Here is a 26,108-nt window from a genome sequence, read left to right as displayed (position 1 = left end):
TCACTTTCTGCATGTTTTATTTCCAATGTACCCAATGTACCGCAAAAAAACCCTATTAGGCAAATGGAAAAGATGCAAATGACTTCAAAATGAAAAAATGTTTGCGTAATGTAAAGGAAAAGTGAAAAAAAGGACTTATCATACATAATCCATTGAGCTATAGTTAGTAATAGATTGATAAAAATATGCCTGATAACCAATTTAAACGTGTATAATATTAAAAATATTTGTTTTTCTTACCCATTTGATTACATAACAAAAGCTATTTTAGATATAGATTCATAATTTTTAAACATTTTAGATAGAATGTACCGAAAATAAATGATATAGAAGCAAGCTGGCGCTGTGCATGTCATGAAGGAGGAAGCAGTATGTCTAAACCAATCCATAACCAATCAACCTCACCCCGGCAGGAGCAAACGCCGCAGGCAGGAGAAAATACCGCTCATTCTACAAGAGAGTCGGTTGATCTTCAAACGCCGGAAGCCTTTTTGGCGATGCTGGATACGTTGGAGCTGCTTCCGTATCGGAACGTGAATGCTTCGGTCTCGGCGGTGCAGCCTGCACTGTCGATTGCGGAGGAGATCGGTGATGAGGCGCTGCTGATCCGAACGAAGCTAATTCAAGCCGATATTATGGCACGTCAGGGCAAGGTTGCCGAAGCGGGACGGATTATCCGTCAGAGCAATGAATGGGCAGAACGCAACGGACACAAGCATATTTTGGCGCGTAGCCATCGTCTGCTGGCAGGCTTTTTCCGCCGGTTGGGTGATAATGAGAGTGCATTGCAGCATGCGATTATTAGTGTGCAACAGCTGCCAGACAATGCACTACTCTCGCTGCGCGCCGACCATCTAATGATGATTGGATTGACCCTTGATGAAGTAGGGGCATATGAGGATTCGATCAAGCATTTTAATGAGGTATTGGAAATTGCGAAAATTACAGACGATGTGCAGCTATCGCTGTTCGCACTGAACAATATGGCATATAGTCGCTGTGAGGAAGGCAAGGGCGAGGAAGCTTATCGCCTCGCAACCGAGATGCGCGAAATTGCTAGACTCAATAATGTGGAGCTGAATGCTTCGCATTTGGATACTATCGCTGCAATCGAGCTATTGCTGGGTCATCCTGAAAAAGCGGAAGCGACACTGGCGCCGCTTGTAAACGATCCACTCAGTCGCCGCCTAGGTGATCTAAGTGTGCTGCCAGAGTGCCTCATCACAACGGCAGAAGCACAGCGATTGCAGGGTAAGCTCAAACAAGCGCAGAAAACGCTGAACGAAGCTCGCCATATGTGCCGTGAGCAGGGATTGTCTGGCTTAATGGTTCGCGTTCGATTGCAGCAGTCGGAAATGTATGCAGCTATTGGCGATTATCGACGTGCTTACGAGGAGCACAAGCTGTACCATCAGGAAAATGAAGCTAAGCGCTCGGCGGAACGGGAAGCACGCGCACGGATTTTGCAAATTACATTTGATGCTGAAGAAGCACGTCGGGATAGTGAGTATTTCAAAGAAATGGCGCTACGTGATCCGTTGACGGGATTGCATAATCGCCGCTTTATGGACCCATATCTGGACGAATTGCTTAGTCAATCGCTTGTTAGCGGACAACCTGTAACGGCAGTGCTGATCGATTTGGATCATTTCAAAGAGATCAATGATACTTTATCTCATCAGGTGGGCGATACGGTATTAGTACATCTTGCCAAAATTATGTCGTTAACCGCACCTTCATCGTCCGCGTTAGCACGAATCGGCGGCGAGGAATTTCTAGCGGTATTTAAGGATACAGATGTCGAGCAAGGCATGCTGTATGCGAATCGATTATGTCAGGCTATTCGTTCGGCAGATTGGAGCTCAATTACCGGTAAGATGCCAGTGACAGCCAGTCTTGGTGTTAGTACTACCAATGGTACGCACGTAACCCGTACCGAATTGCTGTCTCTCGCCGACCACAATCTATATGAAGCGAAGCGTTCGGGACGCAATAAGGTTGTAGGCTGTAGCACCATCGGATAATGCAAAAAGGCTGGATTTTACGATTCAATAGGAGCATAATGGGATATTGAACCTCTAGAAATGACATCAAAGGAGGCAGTTCAATGTCTGCATCATCATTTAACCAACCCGATCAATCGGGACATATACAGTTATCTATTCTTGATCTGGCACCGATCAATGCCGGATCAACCGCTAGTCAAACATTTCAAAATAGCCTCGATCTCGCGCAGCACGCTGAGAAATGGGGCTATCATCGTTACTGGGTGGCAGAGCATCATAATATGCCGGGCGTAGCCAGCTCAGCGACATCGGTCGTTATCGGTTACTTGGCTGCTGGTACAAGCACGATTCGCGTCGGAGCAGGCGGTATTATGCTGCCAAACCATGCGCCACTGGTCATTGCTGAGCAGTTTGGTACATTGGAGTCCATGTATCCGGGTCGGATTGATCTGGGTCTGGGACGCGCGCCTGGCAGTGATCGCCGTACAACGCTAGCGCTGCGCCGAGATATAAACAGCGGCGAAGACTTTCCAGAGCTGCTGGAAGAGCTGACAGCGTATTTTGACGCATCAGCGACATCGTATCATGCACCCGTGCGCGCAGTGCCAGGAGAAGGCTTGCAGGTGCCAATCTGGTTGCTCGGTTCCAGTGATTTTAGTGCACGTCTGGCAGCACAAAAAGGATTGCCATTTGCATTTGCTGGTCATTTCTCGCCAGACTACTTGCAGCGTGCGCTACGTGTATATCGGGAATATTTCCAACCGTCAGAGATGCTGAAAGAGCCATATGTGATGCTGGGCATTAATATGGTAGCAGCAGACACCGATGAGGAAGCGGAATGGCTAAGTACCACGATGCAGCAGCAATTCCTCAATATTATCCGTGGTCGGACGGGACAAATTCAGCCGCCTGCCGATATGACGGGCAAATGGACAGAGTATGAAAAAGCAGCCGTGGAGAAGCAGCTTCGTTCCTCCATTAAGGGTGGACCGGATACAATTCGACGCGGGCTGGAGCAGTATATTCAGGAAACAGGTGTGAATGAGCTAATCATTACGAGTATGATCCACGATCACCAGGCGCGTCTGCATTCATATGATATTATTAGCCGAGTGGCGGGGTTGCGAGAGTCTGTAACAGCGGATTAAATATGGTTGGTGTTACTTTCTTCTCAATAAAAGCAGGCATATTGTCGTTCAGACAGTGCCTGCTTTTTTATGTGTGTATGTGAAATAGGGAGTAGTGCATTACACATCCGAACGCAATACATGAGAATCTATGAATGATTTTGTATACCGATACTGTTAGCTACGTAGCAGCAATAGGGAAAAATGGCGATGCTGACTACCAAAAATAGGACCGTCATGAAAAAACAGTTCCTCCGACATACATGCGAGTACTTTTCATATGCTCGTATCAAAAGTTTTATATTCCCTCATTTCGGTATATTTTGACGGGTATAAAGCTGAATGTCTTGCATCGCATGTATGGTTCGTAAGTACTGATCCAGCTCAAAACAGTTCATTTTTACTGTCGAACCCAGTATGTCCTCCATTGGATATTCAGATAGCAGGTTGGTATAATGGGGTTCATGTCTGGCAGGGCGGGGTATAAGACCCCAGAAGAAGGATACAGCTATTCCTGCTATTCATCCTACTAGAATGGCAAACAAAACGTGATGATTTCCCTCCATCGCATGATTACAAAATCAGAAAGCAACCGCAGATTGATGATAACCATCTCGCGATGCTGTCTGTAGGCGAAGGGAGTGAGCAGTACATGACGACGAGGGATGCGTATTTTGATAATTTAAAATTTGTGCTGATTGCGCTGGTTGTAATCGGGCACCTCATTGAGCCGCTGTATGATAATCCATTGCTACAGCCGCTATATTTACTAATCTATAGTTTTCATATTCCGTTATTTGTACTGATTTCCGGCTATTTTGCCAAACATATCGGTACGGGCGACTATTTCAATAAAGTGGTCAGCAAGCTGATCTTGCCTTATCTTATTTTTGAATCGCTGTATTCGCTTTGGGATTACTGGTTATATGGACGCGAGCAACTGGTCTTTTCGTTTTTCACGCCATATTGGCTAATGTGGTTCTTTTTCAGTATGATTCTTTGGAAAACGGCGATGCCATATATGATTCGCATCAAGTATGCGTTGCCGCTGACTGTGGTGCTGGCGTTATGGGCGGGATATGCGAATGATGCGGAATATTATGCAAGTGTATCGCGCACTATCGTGTTCTTCCCATTTTTCCTGTTAGGGTATTATATGGATCGGTCGTGGATTGATCGCTTGCGTACACCGATGATGCGGATGCTGTCGGCAGTGATATTGATCGGAACATGGATTATGCTGAGCATCTATGCACCGCACATCGACAAGGAATGGCTATATGGAAGCTTCTCGTATGAATCGCTTAGTCATAACGAATGGTCTGCTGGCATCTATCGGGTAGGTGTATACGCGCTTGCTGTGCTGGTAGGGGCATCAGTGATGAGTCTGATGCCACAGCGCCGTGTTGCTGGCGTATCCGGCATGGGTGGCAATACGCTGTATACGTATCTGCTGCACGGATTTCTGGTGATGGCGCTTACGGTAAGTGGATTTTACGAATGGTTTACGGATGCACCAGCGCGTGGCTTGCTGCTCATTCCGCTTGGTTTGCTCATTACGGTTGTGCTGTCATTGAGCAGTGTACGCGTGATGTCGAGTTGGCTGGTGGAGCCGGGTGTAAAGCGTATGTTCAAGCGGCAATCAGGACGTAGCAGTCGTACCGATATGAGTTAGGCGCACGTTATGTGCAAACAGATTGCATCGTCTAGGTTGGATCATGTGCTTGAAGCTTTGCAATACAGTTACGTAGGCTGAACAATCGCAACAAGAACCATAATTACCAGCAAGAACCATACATCGAAACAAGAACTGTAAATTGTACAGGTGATCTGTATTTCCTTCAATTTCAAGACTGTACCCGTGTGAGGTATAATGTGAACAGGCATATCAACAGCATCTGCCATTCATCTGCGTCTCCTTGAAAAGGGGGATCGGTGGATGGCAAGAGATTTGCTGTGCAATCATGACTTTATATCGAAGATCGCGCTGCCATAGCGTAAGCGCTGAAGGAGGAGTAATCATTATGCTGCATTTGCAATCTACTGTTGAATTATCCAATGGCGTGAAGATGCCTTGGTTCGGTCTAGGTGTGTATAAGGTCGAAGAGGGCGATGAGGTAATCAGCTCTGTGAAATGGGCGATTGAGGCTGGGTATCGCTTGATTGATACCGCTGCTCTCTATCAAAACGAGGATGGCGTTGGTCAGGCGATTCGCGAATCCGGTGTACCACGTGAAGAACTGTTTATTACGACCAAGGTCTGGAACTCCGATCAGGGCTATGACAGCACGTTAAAAGCATTTGACCAGAGTATCAATAAGCTGGGTCTGGATTATGTCGATCTGTACCTCGTACACTGGCCAGTCAAAGGCAAATACAAAGAAACATGGAAAGCACTGGAGCAGCTGCATAAGGACGGCAAAGTGCGCGCGATCGGCGTATCCAATTTCCAAATCCATCATTTGCAGGATTTGCTGGCTGATGCGGAGATCCAGCCTGTTGTGAATCAGGTGGAACTGCATCCATTGCTCAGTCAAGTGGAACTGCGTGATTTCTGTAAAGCAAATGGTATTCAGATTGAAGCATGGGCACCGCTAGCACAAGGTCGTTTGTTAAATGATCCAACATTGCAGGAGATTGCTGACAACTATGGCAAGTCGATTGCGCAAGTGCTGCTGCGCTGGGATCTGCAAAGCGGTATCGTTACAATTCCCAAATCGATCAAGCAGGAGCGTATCGTACAAAATGCCGATATTTATGATTTCGAGCTGTCCGATGCGGATATGATACGGATTGACGAGTTGAACAAGGATCAACGCTTTGGCGCAGACCCGGACAATTTTGACTTTTAATAGAGCGAATTATAGAACGGAATGTTACACGTTGTTGTGTACGGTTTTGATATCCGAATGATATATAACAGAATGCAATCCTTTCTTACGATGCGTCCATGTGGGCGCATCGTTTTTGATTGTTGTCCTGTGGCAGCATGCTTGTGGGTGTGAATCCTTGATCTTCCGCCGCGGATATGATTAACTTTGTCATAAACGTAGATGATTATATGGTGCAGGAGGAACTGGAGATGAGTGAAGTAACGATTCAACAAATTGATACTGCCAGTGAGCTATACCCACTGACGTTGGAACTGCGCGATGTGGTACTACGTCAGCCGCTAGGTATGAGCATTCATCACGAGGAATTGATCGGCGAAGATCAGGCGATCCATCTGTGCGCGTTGTATGAAGATCGTGTCGTCGGTGTATTGCTGCTCAAAAAAGTGGATGATGATACCATTCAGATGAAGCAGGTGGCGGTTGATGAATCGCTGCGTGGCAAACAGATCGGTCGTCGATTGGTAGAGCGTGCGGAACAAGTCGCTCTGGAATCCGGGTACATACACATCGTATTGAATGCGCGTCAGGTGGCACTGCCTTTTTATGAAAAATTGAATTACACCGCCTTTGATGAACCGTTTATCGAGGTAGGGATTCCGCATCGCAAAATGATTAAAACACTGGCAGTAGAACGTTGTCAGGGAGAGAAGGAAGCATGAAGGAACTGTATTTTGACTCATCATACTTGACCAGCTGGAGTGCGGTCATTGAGCATACATGGGAGCAGGATGGTCAGTATTATGTCGTGCTGAGCCAGACCGCTTTTTACCCACACGGCGGCGGACAGCCGTGCGATACTGGCACGATTGACGGTATTCCGGTGCTGGATGTGCAGCGTCAAGACGGACAAGTGCTGCATCAGTTGCCAAGCTTGCCGGAGCAGCCAGATGGTGCAGAGGTATATTGCGAGATTGATTGGCAACGACGCTTTGACCATATGCAGCAGCACACAGGGCAGCATCTGCTATCAGCGGTTTGTCTGGATATGTTATCTGCACCGACGTTGAGCTTTCATCTGGGTGAGCAGGAATCTACGATTGATGTGGATACACTAGATTGCTCTGCCGACCAGCTAGTAGCATTGGAGAAGAAGATTAACGAGATCATTTACCGCAATATTCCGGTGAACAGCTACTTCGTGGATGCAGAGCAGCTTGCGACCTTGACGCTGGTCAAGCCGCCATCGGTAACAGACCATGTACGTATTGTGGAGATTGAGGGTATCGAGCATAATGCCTGCGGCGGTACGCATGTATCCCGCACAGGTGAGCTTGGCATGATTAAGCTGTATAAGGCGGAGAAAACCAAAGGGCATATTCGTTTGTATTTCAAATATGGCTGGCGCGTATGGGCAGATTACAGCGAAAGTCTGCATATTCTGGATCATATTGCATCACGCTTCAATACGGGACGGCGCGATATTGTGGGACGCTTTGATAAATGGGAGCAGGAACAGCGCCAGCAGCGGGATGAGCTACAACGCCTGCGGAGCGAAAATGACGCATTTTTGCTGAATACGTTGCTATCTTCAGTGGATGCGCAGCAGGAGCAACCACTGCTTGTGCATCATTTTGCTGATAAATCATTGCAGGATTTGCAGCGTCTGGCGGCGCAGCTGCTTGATCAGCGCCAATGTACGGTGCTGCTGTCTAGTGAGCAGGATTACAAGATTGTATTGGCGCAGAACGGTCATCCTCATGTGAAATCTGGCGCTTTTTTCAAGCAGCATCTGTCGACCTATGGCGGCAAAGGCGGCGGAAATGATACCATCGCTCAGGCTGGCTTCGCTTCGAGTGAGGCTTTGCAGGAATTTTGTACATTTGCGAAGTCAGAACTGCTCAAGGTGGAGCAGGGATAACAGACAGATAGGCGCGACAATGGGTGATAATAATAGGGGATGAATACGGATCGGCTTGCATATTTGTATGAATATGCAAGCTTACATAGAATAGAAAATGAATCATCAGACGCTATGGTATAACAAGGGAGGAATCAGGGTGCACCCGCATATAGAGCAGTTATTACACGAAACATGGACACAGTTACATCAGCTATACAGCAAGGAGCAACGTCGGATTGACGAAATAAATCATCACAGTCCGCTGCAAGCGGGATTCCGCGATTATGTGCACGTCGGTTATCAAATGGGACGTGCTGGAATGAATGCTTCCAGTCGACAAGCAGGCAAATGTTTCGTAGAGATTGAGGAACCCTTTTCATGGAGTAATACGGCGTATACATGGGAAAGCGAGGTGGAGCGCGAGTCATTGACATCTTCCTTGTTGGAGCAGGAGTTTATGCCTACATTCCGTGAACAGCTGCATGAATTATTCCTATCTGATCAGTATGGGAAGCGGATGTTTGATTATAGGCTAGAGTTTAAGCTTGCATTTGCGAGTGAACAGACAGATGAGAGGTATGTATATGGCGAAACGTTTATCAATCCAGTCAAGCTGACATCGCTTCAGCAAGCGTTACAGTCGTTTATAGAGCAGAAGATTTATGCAGAACCGCCTGTTTTGCCCAATGAACGTGATCTACATTTTTTCGCCAATTTGCTGCTGAATAAGGATATGGTGCCAACGGATGTACAGACGCTAGCGCCGCTGTTTGAGCAGGTGGATCAGAAGTTATTTGAATTCAGAACACAATATGAGAGATGGCAGTCTACATCCTCGATGGCATTGAAATTCTGGGCGAATGATGTCTTTTTGCCGCAATATTTTGATTCAGAGCATGAGTATACCACCGAGCGAACCCTTCGACAGGAAGTGACGGCGGAGGAGGTTGATCCGCATGAATTGGACATGTTCCTTTATGCAGCTATGCGGATTGGGAAGCAGGATGCAGAGCAGCGTAAAATCTATTTGCATTATGCGGTACAGCTACATTCGCAGCAGGCAGCTCTGTATGTAAAACAGGGCAGCGGCAATATAGAGCATGAACGCAAAAATGAATATATAACTGCTAAAGCTAACGATGTGCTGCAACAGATGAGTATTACATTGGAGTCGGAGGAAGAGGCGTCGTATCGTGAAGCGCTCACGTATATATGCGATGTGTTGGAGCAAGGATTTCCGCGTGAATACAAACTGAAATTCAGCAGCAAGCAAAAGAATGCGCTACCGCTAAAACGTCTTGCCAAATCGCCGCTACATCGCTTTTTCGCCAATGCGATGCAATATCCGAATCTGTATCCACTCCTTGCAACCTATGGAGAAAAGGTTATGCAGGAATTTGCGTGGTATCAAGATGTAGAGCCGGGCGAGAAATCGGTCATGCCGGGAACGTATGCCATTTTGGGTCTGGGTCTATACAGTCGCGACTATTTCCCGCTATTGCGTCGGTATATGCAGTTGGTTGATACTGAGCATCAGTCTGCGCACAATTCCTATGCTGCTGCTTTTGTGGAAACGCACGGACTGGATGAACAGACATTGCCAGTGCTACTGTACATCTTGCTAGGTAGCGGTCAATCTGCCAAAACGGTCAAAGGGCTGGGGGATCAGATTATGCAGCAGCAGGAATGGATTCAGCTTGTGGCAGAGCAATTGCGAGCGCTAGAAGATCATGAGCGGGAGTGGGTTCTCTATCTGCTATTCGGAAATGCAAGCAAGCAGAAAGCATTTCTCAAGCAAGGAGGGCTGTAGATGAAACGTCCGCAGCTTGGATTGCAGCCGGATCAAGTGCTTGTAGTGGAGCATGATCCATTGTGGAAACGTGAATTTGAACAGGTGCGGATGGAACTGCTGCAACAGCTTTCTAGTCTCTCATCCGATCAGATTCAGCATGTTGGCAGTACTGCGATTGACGGTTTACAGGCAAAGCCAATTATTGATATAGCGCTGGGTGTTGAGGAAGAGGAAGCGCAATGGTCAGTGTATGATACACCCCTGCGTATCGCTGGATTTTATCGGTTAAAGGTGCAGCGTCCGCAGGAAGCGGTGTTTGCCCGGTTTGCGGATGCTGCGTTTCAGGTGAAGACGCATTTCATTCATATGATTCCGTATGATGGTGAGCATTGGCGGAATATGATATTTTTTCGCGATTATATGAATCAACATGAGGACGCACGGAAGCGGTATGCACAGCTGAAAATGAATTTTATCGCTCAACAGCAGCATGGCATCATGGAATATACAGCGTATAAGGAGCAATATATCCAACAAATCTTTGCTCTTCGTAACAGCTGATTGGCGACTTGCTAAAGGATAAGTATAAAATGAAAGGTGCATATTATCCCAAATTATTCTATAATTTAAATGTTATACATAATATAGAATATAGTGAGGAGATTTATTCATGCACATCTTTACACGTAAAAAGGCGGCATGGCTCATGCCAGCAGCGCTGGTATGCAGCCTGATTGTACCGTCTACGCCATCATGGGCAGCCACACCGGAACAAATGCTAGACATCGTCAACCATACGCAATCCATCACAGCAACTTGTTCTACTCAAGCACCAGCACAATCAAGCTCTAGCCCCTGCGTATCCAGAACGTATACGGACAAAGTAATCATTGAATTGTTCCAGCAAGCGATTACACTTAGCACGCCTTCACAAGGAAGCTCGCAGCAAGCAGCCGATTACGAAGTATCGGTAAAAACAACAGATAACGAAGTAACATCCTATCGACTATCGCTTGGATCTACATATGGGCAATCAGCCTTGATCGTTACCTCGTCAGATGCAGGGCAAGCGGTGCAGGAGATTCCCGCAGAGCAGGCGGATATTCTACGGAATCTGCTAGTCAAGACCAAATCACCATTAACCTTTGCTGTAAATAAAGTACAGATCAATAGCGGCAAGAAGACACTACCGCTACAATACATCGCTTCCATTTGGACTACGGTCGATTATTCCGGCAATGAAGTAGGTATGGCAGGCGGTGGATATTTGTATCAAGTAACCGATCAGAAGATGAAGGACAATGCACTTCAGCTCAAGCCTTCCTCCAAACTGAGTGTGCAATTGACAGGTACGCCAACCGAATTGTTTGTGTACAAGGTTACCGACAAAAAATATATTCCACAAAAGCTCACCAATCGCAGCTTCACCCTGCCGACCAAACTCGGATACTACGAGTACAGCGTATCGGCAAAATGGGATGAGTTTCATGAGATCACCTATGGATTCGTTGTGTATGTAAAATAACAATCTGCCTTTTCCGGCGGTACCAACAGGTATGCTACTACTGTATGGTATCGCTATGGAAAAGGCTTTTTTGTCTTTGCTATGTCGTTCATCAGCAGAACTGATAAGACCTATAAGGCATTCTAATTGACCGCTTTGCTGGACTGTGATAAGTTCAAGTAAGCATAAATTAATCTGAGCAATATACTAGGAATTAGTGACGGCGACATGACCGCCGTTGCTAAATGATGGGGTGGATATCGTTGGAATTTCAAGCTACTAACAGTCCGTTTACACAGGAGCAAGCAGAGCTCCTCAATCGTCTGCTGCCAACCTTGAACGACACACAGCGCATCTGGCTGAGCGGTTATCTGAGCGCTTCGCTGCAAACGAGCAGTGCCGTATCTGCTCCAGCTGCAAGCAATGAAGCTGCACAGGTTGCGGCAGCGCCCGCAGCACCAGAAATACCGAAGGAAGTTACAGTTCTGTTCGGTTCCCAGACGGGCAACGCGCAGGGATTGGCGAAAAAGCTGTCCCAACAGCTGACAGCACAAGGCTTTGACGTTACGCTCTCGTCGATGGGCGATTACAAAACGAACAATTTGAAAAAGGTCCGCAATTTGTTCATTCTCGCCAGTACGCAGGGTGAGGGCGATCCGCCGGATAATGCGATTCCCTTTTATGAATTTTTGAATAGCAAGCGTGCACCACAATTACCAGAAACGAAATTCGCCGTTCTCGGTCTGGGCGATACGTCATATGAATTTTTCTGCCAGACTGGTAAGGACTTTGATAAACGATTGGAAGAACTCGGTGCACAGCGCATTGTTGATCGTGCCGATTGCGATGTGGATTTTGAAGAAGCGGCAGGAGAATGGATTGCTGGCGTGTTGGCTGCATTGGGGCAAGCCAGTACGGCAGTGACCGCTGCGTCTGTAGCGGCAGAAGGTACGGCTGGTTCTGCTGTAGAATCGGAGTACAATCGCACCAACCCATTTCCAGCAGAGGTATTGGAAAATCTAAATCTGAACGGTCGCGGTTCAGATCAGGAAACACGGCATGTAGAATTGTCGCTGGAAGGCTCTGGTTTGAGCTATGAACCCGGTGACAGTCTGGGTGTGTATCCGCAAAATCATCCGCAGCTGGTGGAGGACATTTTGCAGCAAACGGGCTGGAACGACGAGCAATCCATTGTCATTAACAAAAATGGTGATCAACTAAGCATCCGCGAAGCGCTGCTTCGTCATTATGAGATCACGACACTGAGCAAGCCGTTACTAGAAAAAATCGCTGGACTGGCAGACAATCAGCAACTGGACGATCTGCTGGCAGAAGGGCGCGAGCAGGATCTGCGTACGTATTTACAAGGGCGCGATCTGCTCGATCTGATCCGTGACTTTGCACTGAATGATATTCCAGCGGATGAATTGCTGTCGCTGCTTCGTAAAATTCCAGCACGCTTGTACTCCATTTCCAGCAGCTTCAAGGCATCGCCAGATGAAGTGCATTTGACAGTACGGAAGGTTGAATATGAACAGCATGGTCGTCAGCGTTACGGTGTTTGCTCCGTGCATCTTGCCGAGCGGCTGGAAGCGGGCGATACGCTGCCAGTCTACATCCAGCACAATGACAACTTTAAACTGCCTCATGATGACTCGACACCGATTATTATGATTGGACCGGGTACAGGCGTAGCGCCATTCCGCTCCTTTATCGCCGAGCGTGAAGAGACTGGAGCAGAGGGCAAAAGCTGGCTGTTCTTCGGTGACCGCCGCTTTGGTACGGATTTCCTGTATCAAACCGAATGGCAGCGTTGGCTCAAGGATGGCGTGCTAACGCGCATGGATGTAGCCTTTTCTCGTGACAGTGATCAAAAGGTATATGTTCAGCACCGTATGAAGGAACGCAGCCGCGAGCTGTACGAGTGGATTCAACAAGGCGCCGTTGTATACGTATGCGGCGATGAAAAGCATATGGCAAACGATGTTCATCTGACATTGGAAAGCATTCTAATTGAAGAGGGCAATATGAGCCAAGAAGAAGCTGCCCAGTATATGAGCAATATGCTGCAGCAAAAACGTTATCAGCGGGACGTATATTGAGCAATAACAGCTGAATGGGGAAACGCCCGCGATTACGAGAGGAGAACTGAACATGGTCCAGTACGAAAAATTTCCACCTCATGACCGTCCGCATAGCGACGTCGAGGATATTAAACGAAATAGCTTTTATCTGCGCGGTAGTCTAGAGCAGACGCTCAAAGACCCAATCACTGGCTCCATCCCTGAGGACGACAACCGCTTAATGAAGCACCACGGTAGCTATATGCAGGACGACCGCGATCTGCGCAACGAACGGAAAAAGCAAAAGCTGGAACCAGCGTACCAGTTCATGCTGCGTGTCCGCGCATCTGGTGGTATCGTTACACCAGCACAATGGCTAATGATGGACAGCATCGCGCACAAATATGGTAACGAAACGATCCGTCTCACGACTCGCCAATCGTTTCAGCTGCACGGCGTATTGAAATGGAATCTGAAAAATACCATTCGTGAAGTAAACGATGCGCTGCTCAGTACTCTAGCAGCATGCGGCGACGTTAACCGGAACGTCATGTGTAATACCAATCCAGATCAATCGTATGTACACGCCGAAGTGTATGACTGGGCATGCAAAGTCAGCACCCACCTCGATCCGCAAACTCGTGCCTATCACGAAATTTGGCTGGACGAGGAAAAGATTATCGATAGCCGTGATACAGAAACCGAACAAGAACCAATCTATGGCGCCGTCTATCTGCCACGTAAATTCAAGATCGGCATTGCCGTTCCGCCATCCAACGATGTGGATGTATTTTCTCAGGATCTCGGCTTTATCGCGATTGTGGAAAATGGACGACTTGCTGGCTTCAACGTAGCAGTTGGCGGTGGTATGGGTATGACGCACGGCGATACCGCGACCTATCCGCAAGTATCCAAAGTCATCGGTTTTATTACACCAGAGCAGATGATTGACGTTGCAGAGAAAGTCGTTACGATTCAACGCGACTATGGTGATCGCGCGGTGCGTAAGCACGCTCGCTTCAAATATACAATCGACGACCGTGGACTGGACTGGCTGGTAGCCGAGCTGCATGAACGTCTAGGCTGGGAACTGCAAGCAGCGCGTCCGTATCAATTTGATCATAACGGTGATCGTTACGGCTGGGTGAAAGGCAGCAATGGCAAATGGATGTTCACGCTGTTTGTACAAAACGGTCGTATCGTCGATCTGGAAGACTATCCGCTGATGACTGGACTGCGTGAGATCGCTAAGGTCCACACGGGTGACTTCCGCCTAACGCCGAACCAGAATCTAATTATCGGCAATGTCAGCAGTCAGAAGAAGAAAGCCATCGAAGCGCTGATTGCTCAATATCATCTGACAGATGGCGCGCATTATTCCGCGCTGCGTCGTAACTCGATGGCATGTGTATCGCTGCCGACATGTGGTATGGCAATGGCAGAAGCTGAACGTTACCTGCCAACGCTGATCGACAAGCTGGAGTTAGAGCTGGATCAAGCGGGACTTCGTAATGAGGACATCGTTGTACGTATGACCGGTTGTCCCAACGGCTGTGCTCGTCCGATGCTGGCAGAGCTGTCCTTTATCGGTAAGGGACCGGGCAAATACAATATGTATCTGGGCGGTGGATTTGACGGTAGCCGCTTGAATAAGCTGTATCGTGAAAATATCGGGGAAGAGGAGATTTTATCTTCACTGAAGCCGATTATCCAGCGTTATGCAACTGAGCGCGAGCTTGGCGAGCATTTTGGCGACTTCGTTATCCGTGCAGGTTATGTGGAAGCGGTATACGATGGTCAGCAATTTCATGCTTGAAGAATGATGCAACGGAAAAAACAATCATAATAGAATGATGCAATCGGGAATATTCGCGTTCACAACGCGGATGCTCCCGATTTTTTTATGAAAAATGGGGAAGGGGAAAGTTATAAATGAGGAGTGTTTTGAAGGTTGAAGTAAATAAGGCAGGACAGATGAGGGGATTTTAGAAAATATCTTAAAATATCAACATATGAAAAATTCACAATAGAGAATATAAAAAAACAGATCAAAAAGTAAACTTGCCATATACGAAACACCCAGTCACAATTACTCAGCGAACCAGCGAACCAGCGAACCAGCGAACCAGCGAACCAGCGAACCAGCGAACCAGCGAACCAGCGAACCAGCGAACCAGCGAACCAGCGAACCAGCGAACCAGCGAACCAGCGAACCAGCGAACGCAGAAGTAGGCTAGCGACTAAATAAAATGAGGAAGAGACGATATTTTACAATAACGAAAAATATGTCTCAACCATTTATACAAGTACCCCAAAACATCAAAATAAATATTTCACTATATGAAAAATTCACAATAATAAAAACTAAAAACCACGTATCAACGACCATAAAAACCAACCCCCAGTACGCAAATTGAATCACTTCCCATTGCACAATCACAATAAACAATTTAAAATTTCAAAATGGTTCACTCACATTTCCGATTAAATGGAGGAGATACATAATGAAACAGGCGCTAATCATCATCGACATGCAAGAACTCTTTTTCAACAGTGAGGAGAACGCGTTGTACCAACGGGAATCATTGATAGAACGCACCAACACACTAATTGACAAAGCACGCGCTGCGGGGGTACCAATTGTATTTATTCAACACAGTGACGAGAATCCCGGTGATGATCTTTACCCGGATACGCCAGATTGGGAAATCAGTGCTCAATTATCACGGCAACTGGGAGACACGGTCATTCGCAAAACGCGCTGGGATTCCTTTTACCGGACAAGCCTGTTGGACTGGCTGCGCCGGAATGAAATTGAACAAATAATTTTTGCTGGTGCGCAGACAGAGTTTTGCTTGGATACGACGCTGCGGAATGCGTACAGTATCGGGTACCAACACAATATTGTTGCGGCGGATGCACATAGTACGCTAGATAGCAGTGTTCTGTCGGCTGAACAGATTATTCGTCATCATGAGAGTGTATGGCATAAACGCTTTGCTACATTGGAGTCGGTAGATCAAATTACATTTACCAATTGAAATTATAGCAATGAACGATGGATAGCAAGAATGACAATACAACGCAGAATTAGGACGGATCGTTTCCCAATGGACCTCTCTACACGAACGTTCCTATTCTCGTGTTGTATGTTTACATTCCAAAAACTCATCAAAAAATTATCCTTTCCTATCTTCTAGCATAACCCTCACCGATGCTATAATACGTGTATCGTAGCCGAAATGAGGGATCTTTCACTTGCATAAAAAAGTAAGCGCTTTACTGGCGATCGTCGCCCTAACGCTGCTGTTCTTTACCATTATGGCGGCACTGCGGTTTGTCCAATCGGAACATGAACTGCCTGTAGTGCGTTCCCAGCAACAACCGAAATATCGGCTCGTTCTGATCACCTTTGATCTTGGCACCCCCTTCTGGCAAAAGCTAGGTACTGCCGCAGAACAGCAGGCACAACGCTTGGATGCCAAGCTAGAAGTATGGGGAAGTTACGGACGCGACCGTGAGAGCTTTCTCAAGCAGTTGGAGATTGCTATTGATTCACGCGTGGATGGTATTATCGTGCAAGGGCTGGATACGGATGAATTTGTCAATCTGACTAAGGTGAAAGCCGCATTCTACGGTATTCCCGTTATTACCGTTGCCAGCGATGTGCCGATGCAGAGCAGTTTGCGTAAAACCTATGTTGGCTCCGACCCACATGCTGCTGGTCAATTGATTGCTCGTAAACTGATTCAAGATATGGGGCAAAAGGGCACCGTTGTCCTGATGGGCGATGATCGCAACGAATACGACCAGCAACAACGTGTACAAGGAATGGAGCATATCCTCAAACAATATCCCGGTATTCATACCGAATATGTACAAACCCCGGAAGTACGCGACAAGATCGTCGCAGCCACTCAAAATATTATGAACCGTTTCCCGAATGTAAACGCCTTCATATCAGTGGATTCTAATCTAACTGAAGCGATGGTACAGGAGATCAGCCGACGTTCCAGTGTAGCATCATATAAAATCTATTCGTTTGACGACAACCCAGATGTGCTGCCCTTGCTGCGTGACGGCAAGCTAGATGGCATACTGGAGCAATCGCCTGATGAGATGGGAAAGGTGAGCGTGCAGATGATGATACAGTGGTTGAATGGCAAGACGCTGCCTTTGAACCGAGACGGTTATCTGACGGACATTTCCATCCGTACGGAGGCGCAGGTCCAATGATTAGCATTCAGCGGAAAATATGGACACTCACGGCGATCATCATGTTCATTATGCTGATGATCTGGGTTACGCTCATGTACTACAACCAGAAGACAGAGAATCAGTACAACGAGATTCTGCAACGCTACCTGCGAATGAATGAAGTGACCACCTCAAGTCAGAGAGTGATTACGTCACTCAATAGTTATCTCATTACACCAACTGAAGGTAATTTGAGTAGTTTACGCCGACGGGAAACGGAATTGCAGGATGCTCAGTTGGAAATCAGCAATTTGCGTAATAGCGGCAATGACTTTGCCTTAACTAGCTATATCAATTTGATCGACAGTCTGATCGAAACGTCAGAGCGCGCCGTGATGTTTCATTCGGAAAAGGAAACCGAGGATTCAGCGGATGCTTTCTCCGAAGCAACACGCATTTCCAAATATATTTCTGATATGACGCTCACCTTACTGGATCGGGAGCTGACCACCTACGAGCAATTTTACAGAGGGATTATTCAGCAATCGAGTGAATTGAAGCGACTTGGTATCTGGATCTTGCTTACGATGACCTGTTGGCTTTTGCTATTTACGTATTGGTTTTCACTGAGCATCACACGTCCGATTCAACAATTGACCCAAGCGGCACAGGAGCTTGCGAAGGGGCGATTTGATCTACAGGTTAAGGTTAATTCGTCGGATGAGATTTCATTTCTAGCGAAGATGTTTGAGCATATGCGCATTAGCATCAATGGTCTGATCTCCGAGATTCAGCAGAAGGCACAGCTGGAAAATGAATTGCAGCGGAACAAGCTGCTACTTCAAGAAAGTCAGCTGCGTAGTTTGCAGAGCCAGATCAATCCGCATTTCCTGTTCAACATTCTCGATACGCTATCCAAGAAGGCATTTCTGGAAGGGGCGGAGGAGACGAGCGATCTGCTGGTTAGTGTTGCTGGACTGCTGCGCTACAATCTCAAGCGATTGGACCGCTCGGTCACGCTATATGATGAGGTACGGGTAATGGGACAATATATGGAGATTCAGAAGGCGCGCTTTACCGACCGACTACATTTGCATACCGAGATTAATGAGGAATGCTTGTCAATTCAGATTCCGGGGCTAACACTGCAACCGATCATCGAGAATGCGATCACCCACGCAGTCGAGCCGGATGAACATGGTGGCAATATTGAGATTGTGATCCGCGATAGCGGCGAGACCGTTACCGTGGAGATTGCCGATGATGGTCCGGGCATGAGTCATGTGAAGATTCAGCAGATTCTGGACGAGCAGCCGGTAGAGAGTGAAGGGCATTCGACGGGGATTGGCTTTACAAATGTGGTGCAGCGCTTGCGGCTCTTTTATGGTGTACGGGATGTGATCGAGATTCATAGCACAGAGGGACGCGGCGTACGCGTTCTCTTAAAAATACCAAAAGTAAGGGGACGGGACGCGTATGATGAAGCTGCTTATCGTCGATGACGAGCAGGTAGTGAGGGAAGGACTAGAAGCCATTTTGCAGCGGGGGTTTCCAGAATTGGAGATTGCGCAAGCGAAAAATGGCAAGCTGGCGATTGAGCTAGCTGCCAGCTTCGAGCCGAATCTCATCCTTATGGATATCAAAATGCCGGGTATGGACGGATTGGAAACGATCGAGCAGATCGGAGCGACTTTTCCAGAGATCAAATTCATTATGATTACCGCGTATGATACGTTCGAGTATGCACGGCGAGCGCTTAAGCTGGGAGTGAAGGATTATCTGCTCAAGCCAAGCAAGGCGGGGGAGATTACAGCAACAGTCAAAAAGGTTTTTGCCGAGATCGAGGCGGAACGTCAGAGTCGGGAGCAGAGCAAGCAGCGGGATGATAAGCTGGAACGTCTACTGCCGGTAATCGAGACAGATATGGTGACGCAACTGCTATTTGATTATGTGCATGATGTGCATCTGGACGAAACCGTACGTTGGCTGGATGTTGATCCCGATAGTGAGAAATTCGCACTCGCGGTCATTATCCCCGATGCTGCCGAGCATCTATACGGTGCCATTCGAGAAACAATCCGCCGTACAGGCAAAGGTCTGGTCGGTGCATTAAATGGACGACAAGTGCCGATCATTGGATTCCGACGTGCTGGACAATCGTTTCGCGCGCAAGCATCGGATATAGCGCGTGAATTGTTGGCAGTTGCTGGACAAGAGCTACGAGAGCAATGCTTTATCGGGATCGGTAATCCGTGCAGCTCGCTTGGACGTTTGCGACAATCGTATCAGGAAGCCTTGATTGCGACAAGCAATCCGTATTTACCAGTCAAGCATCGCTTTTATGACGATTACGCGTCCACCGCATCACCGGGAACTGGTACACTAGCACGTCAGGCGGAGCAGCGGTTGTTTGATCAGGTTCGTCTTGGTGATTGGGATCGTATTCGGGAGGATATTCTACATGCCGTACATCAGTATGAGCAGGCTGGACGAGATCAGTTGCAGGCGCAGCAGTTAATTTTGCAGCGGCTCTGGATTGCGGCACGTATGCTAACTGAGATGGGAGTGGAGTTAGAGCCGCCAGTCTATTCCTCACCAGTGCAGGATTATCGTCAGTTGCGTCATGAAACGTCGCTAATGATTGAGCAGATGCGCAGTATTTCCGATGCGTATGCTCAGCGAATCAAACCCGATACGATTGGCAAGATCAAGCAGTATATTACTGAACATTCGCATCAGGATATTTCGCTGGAAGGCATCGCTGAGCAATTTGGATTAAGCCCGTTTTATATTAGTAAACTGTTCAAGGAGCAGCTAGGTGTGAACTATATTGATTTTCTAACCGAATGTCGGATCAATCGTGCGAAAACGCTGATGGGTGATCCGCAGCGTAGTCTCAAGGAAATCACCTATGAAGTCGGCTATCGGGACCCGAACTATTTTAGCAAAGTGTTCAAAAAGTCCTGTGACGTCTCACCAACGGAATATCGAAAGGCACTACTGGGAGCACGCGAATGAAGCAAATAGAAACATATACAGATACAACGCATCCATCATATGGAGCAGCAAGCACATGGAGAATCGGCTCTCTATCTGTTAAACATCTGCTAACGTACCACCTATGGCTGATCTCCCTTGGCATATTGCTAGTTCTGATAATGAGCGGCTGTAGTTCATCATCCAGCCCGACCCATTCTGAACCATCCACAACAGTTACTTCAACAGCACCATCGACAACCACATCGTCGGAATCATCAGCTGCCAGCTCCACGGCAGTCGCACCATCGACCAAGCAGCAATACACACCATCAACTCATTCAGCTCCAAGCCCATCGTCCAGCAGCAGTACAGCAGTGACTGGCAACTCCAAAGCCAACCGACCAATTCGTATTGGCTTTGCGATGGATACGCTAGTCGAAGAACGCTGGAAAAAGGATCGGCAGTTGTTCATTCAGGCAGCGCATCGTCTTGGGGCAGAGGTCATCGTGCAATCTGCCAATAGTGATGATGCACGCCAGATTGAGCAGGCAGAGCAGATGATTAGCGAAGGCGTCGATGTACTCGTCATCGTACCGCATAATGCTGAAGCAACTGCCGCCATCGTGAATCGTGCTCATCGCGCAGGCATTAAGGTTCTTTCCTATGATCGCTTAGTCAAAAATGCCGACGTTGATCTATATGTCTCCTTTGATAATGAACAGGTCGGACGTTTGCAGGCAGAAGCAATAACCAAGCTAGTTCCCGAGGGCAAATATGTCTATATCGGTGGCGCGGATACAGACAATAACGCGCACATGTTTAAGCAGGGCGTATTCGATGTCTTGCAGCCGCGCATCGATGAGGGGCAGATTCGCGTCGTGTACGATCAATGGTCAAGAGACTGGAAGCCATCGAACGCCGAGATCAATATGCGCGAAGCATTGACTGCCAATCATAATCGTATCGATGCTGTCATTGTAGCCAATGACGGAACCGCTGGCGGAGCGGTGGCAGCATTAAACGAACAAGGTCTTGCCGGACGCATTCCGATTGCTGGACAAGATGCCGATCTAGCAGCTATTCGGCGTATTGTAGCAGGCACACAAACGATGACCGTGTACAAGCCGATTGGGAAGCTTGCCGAGATTACCGCAGAGATGGCGGTCAAGTTGGCGAAGGACGAGAGCATTACGGCAAAGCAATATGTGAACAATGGCAAGATCGAAGTACCTTCTATACTGCTTAGTCCCATTGAGGTGAACCGCAACAATATTAACCAGACTGTCATTGCCGATGGATTTCATTCCAGACAAGAAGTGTATGGAAAATGAGATGTTGTGGTACGTTTTCGAAGATGATGATCGATCACACAAAAGAATGTTCAATGAGTCACACAACCCAACAAAGCAGATAAAGGCAGGAAAAGCACCCGTGCATGAAATGGGTGCTTTTTTGTTATGTTTCATATGCCTTACATATCTAAGACCAATCCCACCAAGCATCAGAGCACAACGATCCTGAAACAGGCACATGGTAATCAGGATCATCCACTAGGATAAAAAAGTACAGAAGGTTGCAAAAGAGTGCTATATTTAAGCGCTTACATTACCAGAAAGCGATGCTATGATTGACCTGTAAGCAAACAGACAAGCATCGAAAGGGGCACATACCATTGAAGAAACATAGCAAAGCAATTTCCCTACTGATCATCGTATTGATGTTCTCGCTCATTATGTCCGCATGTAATAACGGAGGCACAAGCAGCAGCGGTAGTGGCGGCGACGGATCAATCAGTGTAGGTATCGTATTGCCAACCAAAGATGAACCGCGTTGGGTACAGGATGAGCAACGTTTCAAAGAAGCATTGTCCGGCACGAAATACTCGACAGAGATTCTGTTCAGCCAAGGTTCATCCGCTAAGGAAAAAGAAAACGTGGAAACACTGATCAATAAAGGCATCAAAGTACTGATCATCTGTCCGCAAGACGGTGCAGCCGCAGCAGCCGCTGTTGAATCTGCTAAAAAAGAAGGCATCACGGTTATCGCGTATGACCGTCTGATCACAGATACAGATGCAGTTGACTACTATGTAACGTTTGACAGTCTGGCGGTTGGTGCAGCACAAGCGAAATATTTGGTAGATCACGCCAAAGGCACAGGCGAACCACTCTACCTGTATGCAGGTGCAGCATCCGACAATAACGCATTCTTGTTCTTCCAAGGTGCATGGGAAGTACTGCAACCAAAAATCGCTGATGGCACATTCAAAATTGCTAACTCTTCACAAGCGGAAGCGCTGAAAGGAACCAAAGAATTGTCTCGTGACCAGCTCGGCTCCATCATCGGTCAAGTAACAACCAACTGGGACCCGAACGAAGCCAAAAACAAAGCACAAACTCACTTGACTGCCGCCGCAGCTGACATGAAAGGCGATGTAGCTGTTCTGGCACCAAACGATGGTACTGCACGCTCGATCGCTGACGTATTCGGCGCGGATACTGCAATCAAAAGCTTCGTGATCACTGGTCAAGATGCAGAGCAAGCATCCATCCAATATATCATTGACGGCAAACAATCCATGACTGTATTCAAAGATGTACGTACACTCGTAAAAGATGCAATGGGCATGGCAGTTGAAATTCTGGATGGTAAAACACCAGAAACAACAGGCTCCTACAACAACGGTAGCGTTGACGTCAAAGCAAAACAAACCAACGTCATCGTGGTTGATAAAGACAATGTGAAAAAAGAACTGATTGATTCTGGCTACTACAAAGCGTCCGATTTTACTGGACTGTAAGCTTAGTCGGCATTATCAGCTACAGATTGCAAACGGCAAAACAGGGACGGGATGCTGTTCCTGTTTTGCAATTCCATTCCCCACTTCCCACATGGTCTAGCGATATGATCTGGCAAATGGAATAACGAATGAGCTACACCAGCAAGGGACGAAATAGAGGAAGAGAAAACGTTGGGTAAGGAGGAATATCAATGGACAGTAACATACTGGAGATGAGAGGCATTTCCAAAAGCTTTACAGGCGTCAAAGCCTTATCCGACGTAAACTTCAAAGTCGCCAAGGGCGAAATCCACTGCCTGATCGGCGAGAATGGAGCCGGTAAATCTACGCTAATGAAGGTACTCAGCGGTGTATACCCTTACGGAACCTACGAGGGCGATATTATCTTTGAAGGAAACGTGCAAAATTTCTCCAAAATCAGCGATAGCGTGAAAACGGGCATCGCCATCATTTATCAAGAGCTGGCATTGTTTCCAGACTTGAGCGTCTATGAAAATATCTTCGCCGGCAATGAAGTGAAAAAGGGTGGCGTGATCGACTGGAACGAAACGATCATCAAAGCTCGCGAAATGCTGCAAAAGGTCAAATTGAACGTGAACCCGGAAACATTAATCCGCGATCTGGGCGTCGGCAAGCAACAGCTGGTCGAAATTGCCAAGGCACTTAGTAAAAATGTTAAGCTGCTCATTCTCGACGAACCTACAGCTGCACTCAATGAAAATGACAGCGAAAACCTGCTGGAGCTACTACGTGATCTGAAGCAGCAGGGCATCACCTGCATTATGATCTCACACAAGCTCAAAGAGGTCATTTCCATCGCCGACAAAGCGACCGTTCTGCGTGACGGTAAAACAATCTGTACACTGGACGCAGCAAACGGCGAATTGACTGAATCGGTCATCATCAAAAACATGGTTGGACGCGATATCGAAGATATTTATCCGAAGCGCCCAGACAAACGGTTCGGCAGCCATATTCTTGAAGTGAAAAATTGGAGCGCTTACGATCAGGAACTAGGTCGTCATGTTGCCAAACATATTGATCTGCATGTCAAAAAAGGCGAGATTGTTGGAATCGCTGGGCTGATGGGCTCAGGACGCACTGAATTCGCGCTTAGCATCTTTGGTAATCCGAAGCATTACAAGCTAGAAGGCGAACTATTCGTCGATGGGCAGAAGAAGAATTTCCGTCATACTAGCGAAGCGATTCGCTCTGGTATCGCCTATGTCACCGAAGACCGCAAAGGCGACGGATTGTTCCTGATTCAAGACATCAAAAGCAATGTCACCGCTGCTAACCTTAAAGGCATCTCCTCCGGCGGTATCCTCAATGAAAACGAAGAAGTTCATGTCGCCAGCGGCTACAAAAGCTCGATGTACATCAAGGCTTCGTCCATTGAGCAGATCGTCGGCAACCTAAGCGGCGGTAACCAGCAAAAAGTATCGCTTGGCAAATGGCTGTTCGTCGGACCGAAACTACTCATTCTTGACGAGCCAACACGCGGCATCGACGTAGGTGCCAAATTTGAAATTTACACCATCATGAACAAGCTGATTAGCGAAGGCATGAGCATCATTATGATCTCCTCCGAACTGGGCGAGGTGCTAGGTATGAGTGATCGCATCTATGTTATGGCGGAAGGACGCATCAAGGGCGAACTGTCGGTGGAAGAAGCCGATCAAGAGAAAATTATGAAATTTGCCACACAATAGGAGGACTGGCCGTGAACTTCTTTACTGAAGCAAGATCCCTGCTCAAAGTGAATATCCGCGATTATGGTATGTATATCGCCCTGTTCGTTATCATGCTCACCTTTTCCATTCTGACTGACGGTCTGTTCATGTCATCGCGTAACATCAGTAACCTGCTTGATGCGACTGGCTATATTGCCGTACTCGCTGTTGGTATGACACTCGTTATCGTTATTCGTCATATTGACTTGTCCGTCGGCTTTGCTGCTGGTTTTATGGGCGCCATCGCTGCGATTATGCTATCGCAGCTAGGGATGCCGGTGTACCTGACCATTCCGATCATTATGGTGCTCGGTATCGTCATCGGGATGTTCAATGGTGTACTGGTTGCTTCTGTCGGTATCCCATCATTCGTATCCTCGCTTGCTGCGATGCTAATCTTCCGTGGCGCCTTGCTGCAAGTAACGGAGAATACCGGTACCATCATCGTTAAAGACAAAACATTCAATGCAATCGGTAACGATTATCTACCAGCGCTGAGTCAAGTTGGTGGACTGAACCTGCTGTCCCTGATCATCGGCGGACTGATCATCTTGTTCTTTATCTATTCTGAGTTTAGCAAGCGCAACCAAAAGCTGAAATACAAATTCGAGGTCGTATCCAAACCGATCTTCGCTGTCAAATTGATCTTCGTCTCTCTGATCATCGCTTATGTGACTTGGATTCTTGCCGGATACCACGGCTTTTCTTGGACGGTTGTTATCACGCTCGCAGTCGTAATCGTGTACCACTTCTTAACAACACGTACGGTACTCGGTCGCCATATCTATGCGGTCGGTAGTAACCCAGAAGCCGCTCACCTGAGCGGGATCAATGTTAAGAAGATTACGTACATCGTATTCGGCTCCATGGGTATGCTGTCCGCTCTGTCTGGTATTCTGTACACATCCCGTCTGCAATCTGCAACAACAACCGCAGGTACGCTGTTTGAATTGGATGCTATCGCAGCTGCGTATGTCGGCGGCGTATCCGCAGCAGGTGGCGTCGGTAAAATTACTGGCTCCATCATCGGTGCTGTTGTTATGGCATCGCTATCCAGCGGTATGAACCTGCTCGGCGTTGGTATCTCTTATCAATACATGATTCGCGGAGCTGTACTGGCACTTGCCGTTATCTTCGACGTCATGACTCGTAGAAAAAGAGGATAAGATACCG

Annotated in this window: 19 protein-coding genes; all 19 read left to right on the top strand. The window is 47.4% G+C overall.

Features of this window, described 5'->3' with window-relative positions:
• The first annotated feature begins 371 nt into the window (after positions 1 to 371).
• Complete coding sequence (locus tag ABXR35_RS08335) at positions 372 to 2,024, top strand: tetratricopeptide repeat-containing diguanylate cyclase (protein WP_367058086.1); 1,653 nt, start codon at positions 372 to 374, stop codon at positions 2,022 to 2,024.
• 83 nt (positions 2,025 to 2,107) lie between these two features.
• Positions 2,108 to 3,154, top strand: coding sequence for an LLM class flavin-dependent oxidoreductase (locus ABXR35_RS08330; RefSeq protein ID WP_367058083.1), 1,047 nt, complete (start codon positions 2,108 to 2,110; stop codon positions 3,152 to 3,154).
• A gap of 631 nt (positions 3,155 to 3,785) precedes the next feature.
• Entirely contained in the window at positions 3,786 to 4,808 is a 1,023-nt protein-coding gene (locus ABXR35_RS08325) for an acyltransferase family protein (protein ID WP_367058080.1), read from the top strand.
• 349 nt (positions 4,809 to 5,157) lie between these two features.
• A complete protein-coding gene (locus ABXR35_RS08320) occupies positions 5,158 to 5,985 on the top strand; it encodes an aldo/keto reductase (RefSeq protein WP_367058077.1) in 828 nt (275 codons plus the stop codon).
• Between the two features lie 230 nt (positions 5,986 to 6,215).
• Positions 6,216 to 6,686 carry a GNAT family N-acetyltransferase gene (locus ABXR35_RS08315; RefSeq protein WP_367058074.1) on the top strand — a complete coding sequence of 157 codons (471 nt, stop codon included), beginning with the start codon at positions 6,216 to 6,218 and terminating at the stop codon, positions 6,684 to 6,686.
• Complete coding sequence (locus ABXR35_RS08310; protein WP_367058072.1) at positions 6,683 to 7,885, top strand: alanyl-tRNA editing protein; 1,203 nt, start codon at positions 6,683 to 6,685, stop codon at positions 7,883 to 7,885. Before ABXR35_RS08315 ends, ABXR35_RS08310 begins: the two co-directional genes overlap by 4 nt.
• Before the next feature lie 139 nt (positions 7,886 to 8,024).
• Positions 8,025 to 9,677, top strand: coding sequence for a DUF6138 family protein (locus tag ABXR35_RS08305; protein ID WP_367058069.1), 1,653 nt, complete (start codon positions 8,025 to 8,027; stop codon positions 9,675 to 9,677).
• Entirely contained in the window at positions 9,678 to 10,220 is a 543-nt protein-coding gene (locus ABXR35_RS08300; RefSeq protein WP_367058066.1) for a GrpB family protein, read from the top strand.
• A 109-nt stretch (positions 10,221 to 10,329) separates the two neighbouring features.
• Entirely contained in the window at positions 10,330 to 11,184 is an 855-nt protein-coding gene (locus ABXR35_RS08295; protein WP_367058063.1) for a hypothetical protein, read from the top strand.
• 242 nt (positions 11,185 to 11,426) lie between these two features.
• Positions 11,427 to 13,265, top strand: coding sequence for an assimilatory sulfite reductase (NADPH) flavoprotein subunit (locus ABXR35_RS08290; RefSeq protein WP_367058060.1), 1,839 nt, complete (start codon positions 11,427 to 11,429; stop codon positions 13,263 to 13,265).
• A 52-nt stretch (positions 13,266 to 13,317) separates the two neighbouring features.
• Entirely contained in the window at positions 13,318 to 15,042 is a 1,725-nt protein-coding gene (gene cysI, locus ABXR35_RS08285; protein WP_367058057.1) for an assimilatory sulfite reductase (NADPH) hemoprotein subunit, read from the top strand.
• Positions 15,043 to 15,730: 688 nt separating this feature from the next.
• On the top strand, positions 15,731 to 16,267 hold the full coding sequence (locus ABXR35_RS08280; protein WP_367058054.1) for a cysteine hydrolase family protein: 537 nt from the start codon (positions 15,731 to 15,733) through the stop codon (positions 16,265 to 16,267).
• A gap of 217 nt (positions 16,268 to 16,484) precedes the next feature.
• Entirely contained in the window at positions 16,485 to 17,462 is a 978-nt protein-coding gene (locus tag ABXR35_RS08275; protein WP_367058051.1) for a sugar ABC transporter substrate-binding protein, read from the top strand.
• Complete coding sequence (locus ABXR35_RS08270) at positions 17,459 to 18,925, top strand: sensor histidine kinase (RefSeq protein ID WP_367058048.1); 1,467 nt, start codon at positions 17,459 to 17,461, stop codon at positions 18,923 to 18,925. The genes ABXR35_RS08275 and ABXR35_RS08270 overlap by 4 nt, the downstream gene beginning before the upstream one ends.
• Positions 18,900 to 20,441 (top strand): response regulator, encoded by a 1,542-nt coding sequence (locus ABXR35_RS08265; RefSeq protein WP_367058045.1) that lies wholly within the window; start codon positions 18,900 to 18,902, stop codon positions 20,439 to 20,441. Before ABXR35_RS08270 ends, ABXR35_RS08265 begins: the two co-directional genes overlap by 26 nt.
• Positions 20,438 to 21,733 (top strand): D-xylose ABC transporter substrate-binding protein, encoded by a 1,296-nt coding sequence (gene xylF / locus ABXR35_RS08260; protein ID WP_367058042.1) that lies wholly within the window; start codon positions 20,438 to 20,440, stop codon positions 21,731 to 21,733. The genes ABXR35_RS08265 and xylF overlap by 4 nt, the downstream gene beginning before the upstream one ends.
• 341 nt (positions 21,734 to 22,074) lie before the next feature.
• Positions 22,075 to 23,202 carry a sugar ABC transporter substrate-binding protein gene (locus tag ABXR35_RS08255; protein ID WP_367058040.1) on the top strand — a complete coding sequence of 376 codons (1,128 nt, stop codon included), beginning with the start codon at positions 22,075 to 22,077 and terminating at the stop codon, positions 23,200 to 23,202.
• A 191-nt stretch (positions 23,203 to 23,393) separates the two neighbouring features.
• On the top strand, positions 23,394 to 24,914 hold the full coding sequence (locus tag ABXR35_RS08250; RefSeq protein WP_367058037.1) for an ATP-binding cassette domain-containing protein: 1,521 nt from the start codon (positions 23,394 to 23,396) through the stop codon (positions 24,912 to 24,914).
• Between the two features lie 11 nt (positions 24,915 to 24,925).
• Positions 24,926 to 26,101 carry a sugar ABC transporter permease gene (locus tag ABXR35_RS08245; RefSeq protein WP_367058035.1) on the top strand — a complete coding sequence of 392 codons (1,176 nt, stop codon included), beginning with the start codon at positions 24,926 to 24,928 and terminating at the stop codon, positions 26,099 to 26,101.
• Positions 26,102 to 26,108 lie beyond the last annotated feature (7 nt).

This window comes from Paenibacillus sp. JQZ6Y-1, from assembly GCF_040719145.1.
GTDB classification, from domain to species: domain Bacteria; phylum Bacillota; class Bacilli; order Paenibacillales; family Paenibacillaceae; genus Saccharibacillus; species Saccharibacillus kandeliae.
Note: the sequence above shows the minus strand (reverse complement) of the source record. Positions and strands in the feature narration are given on the sequence as shown.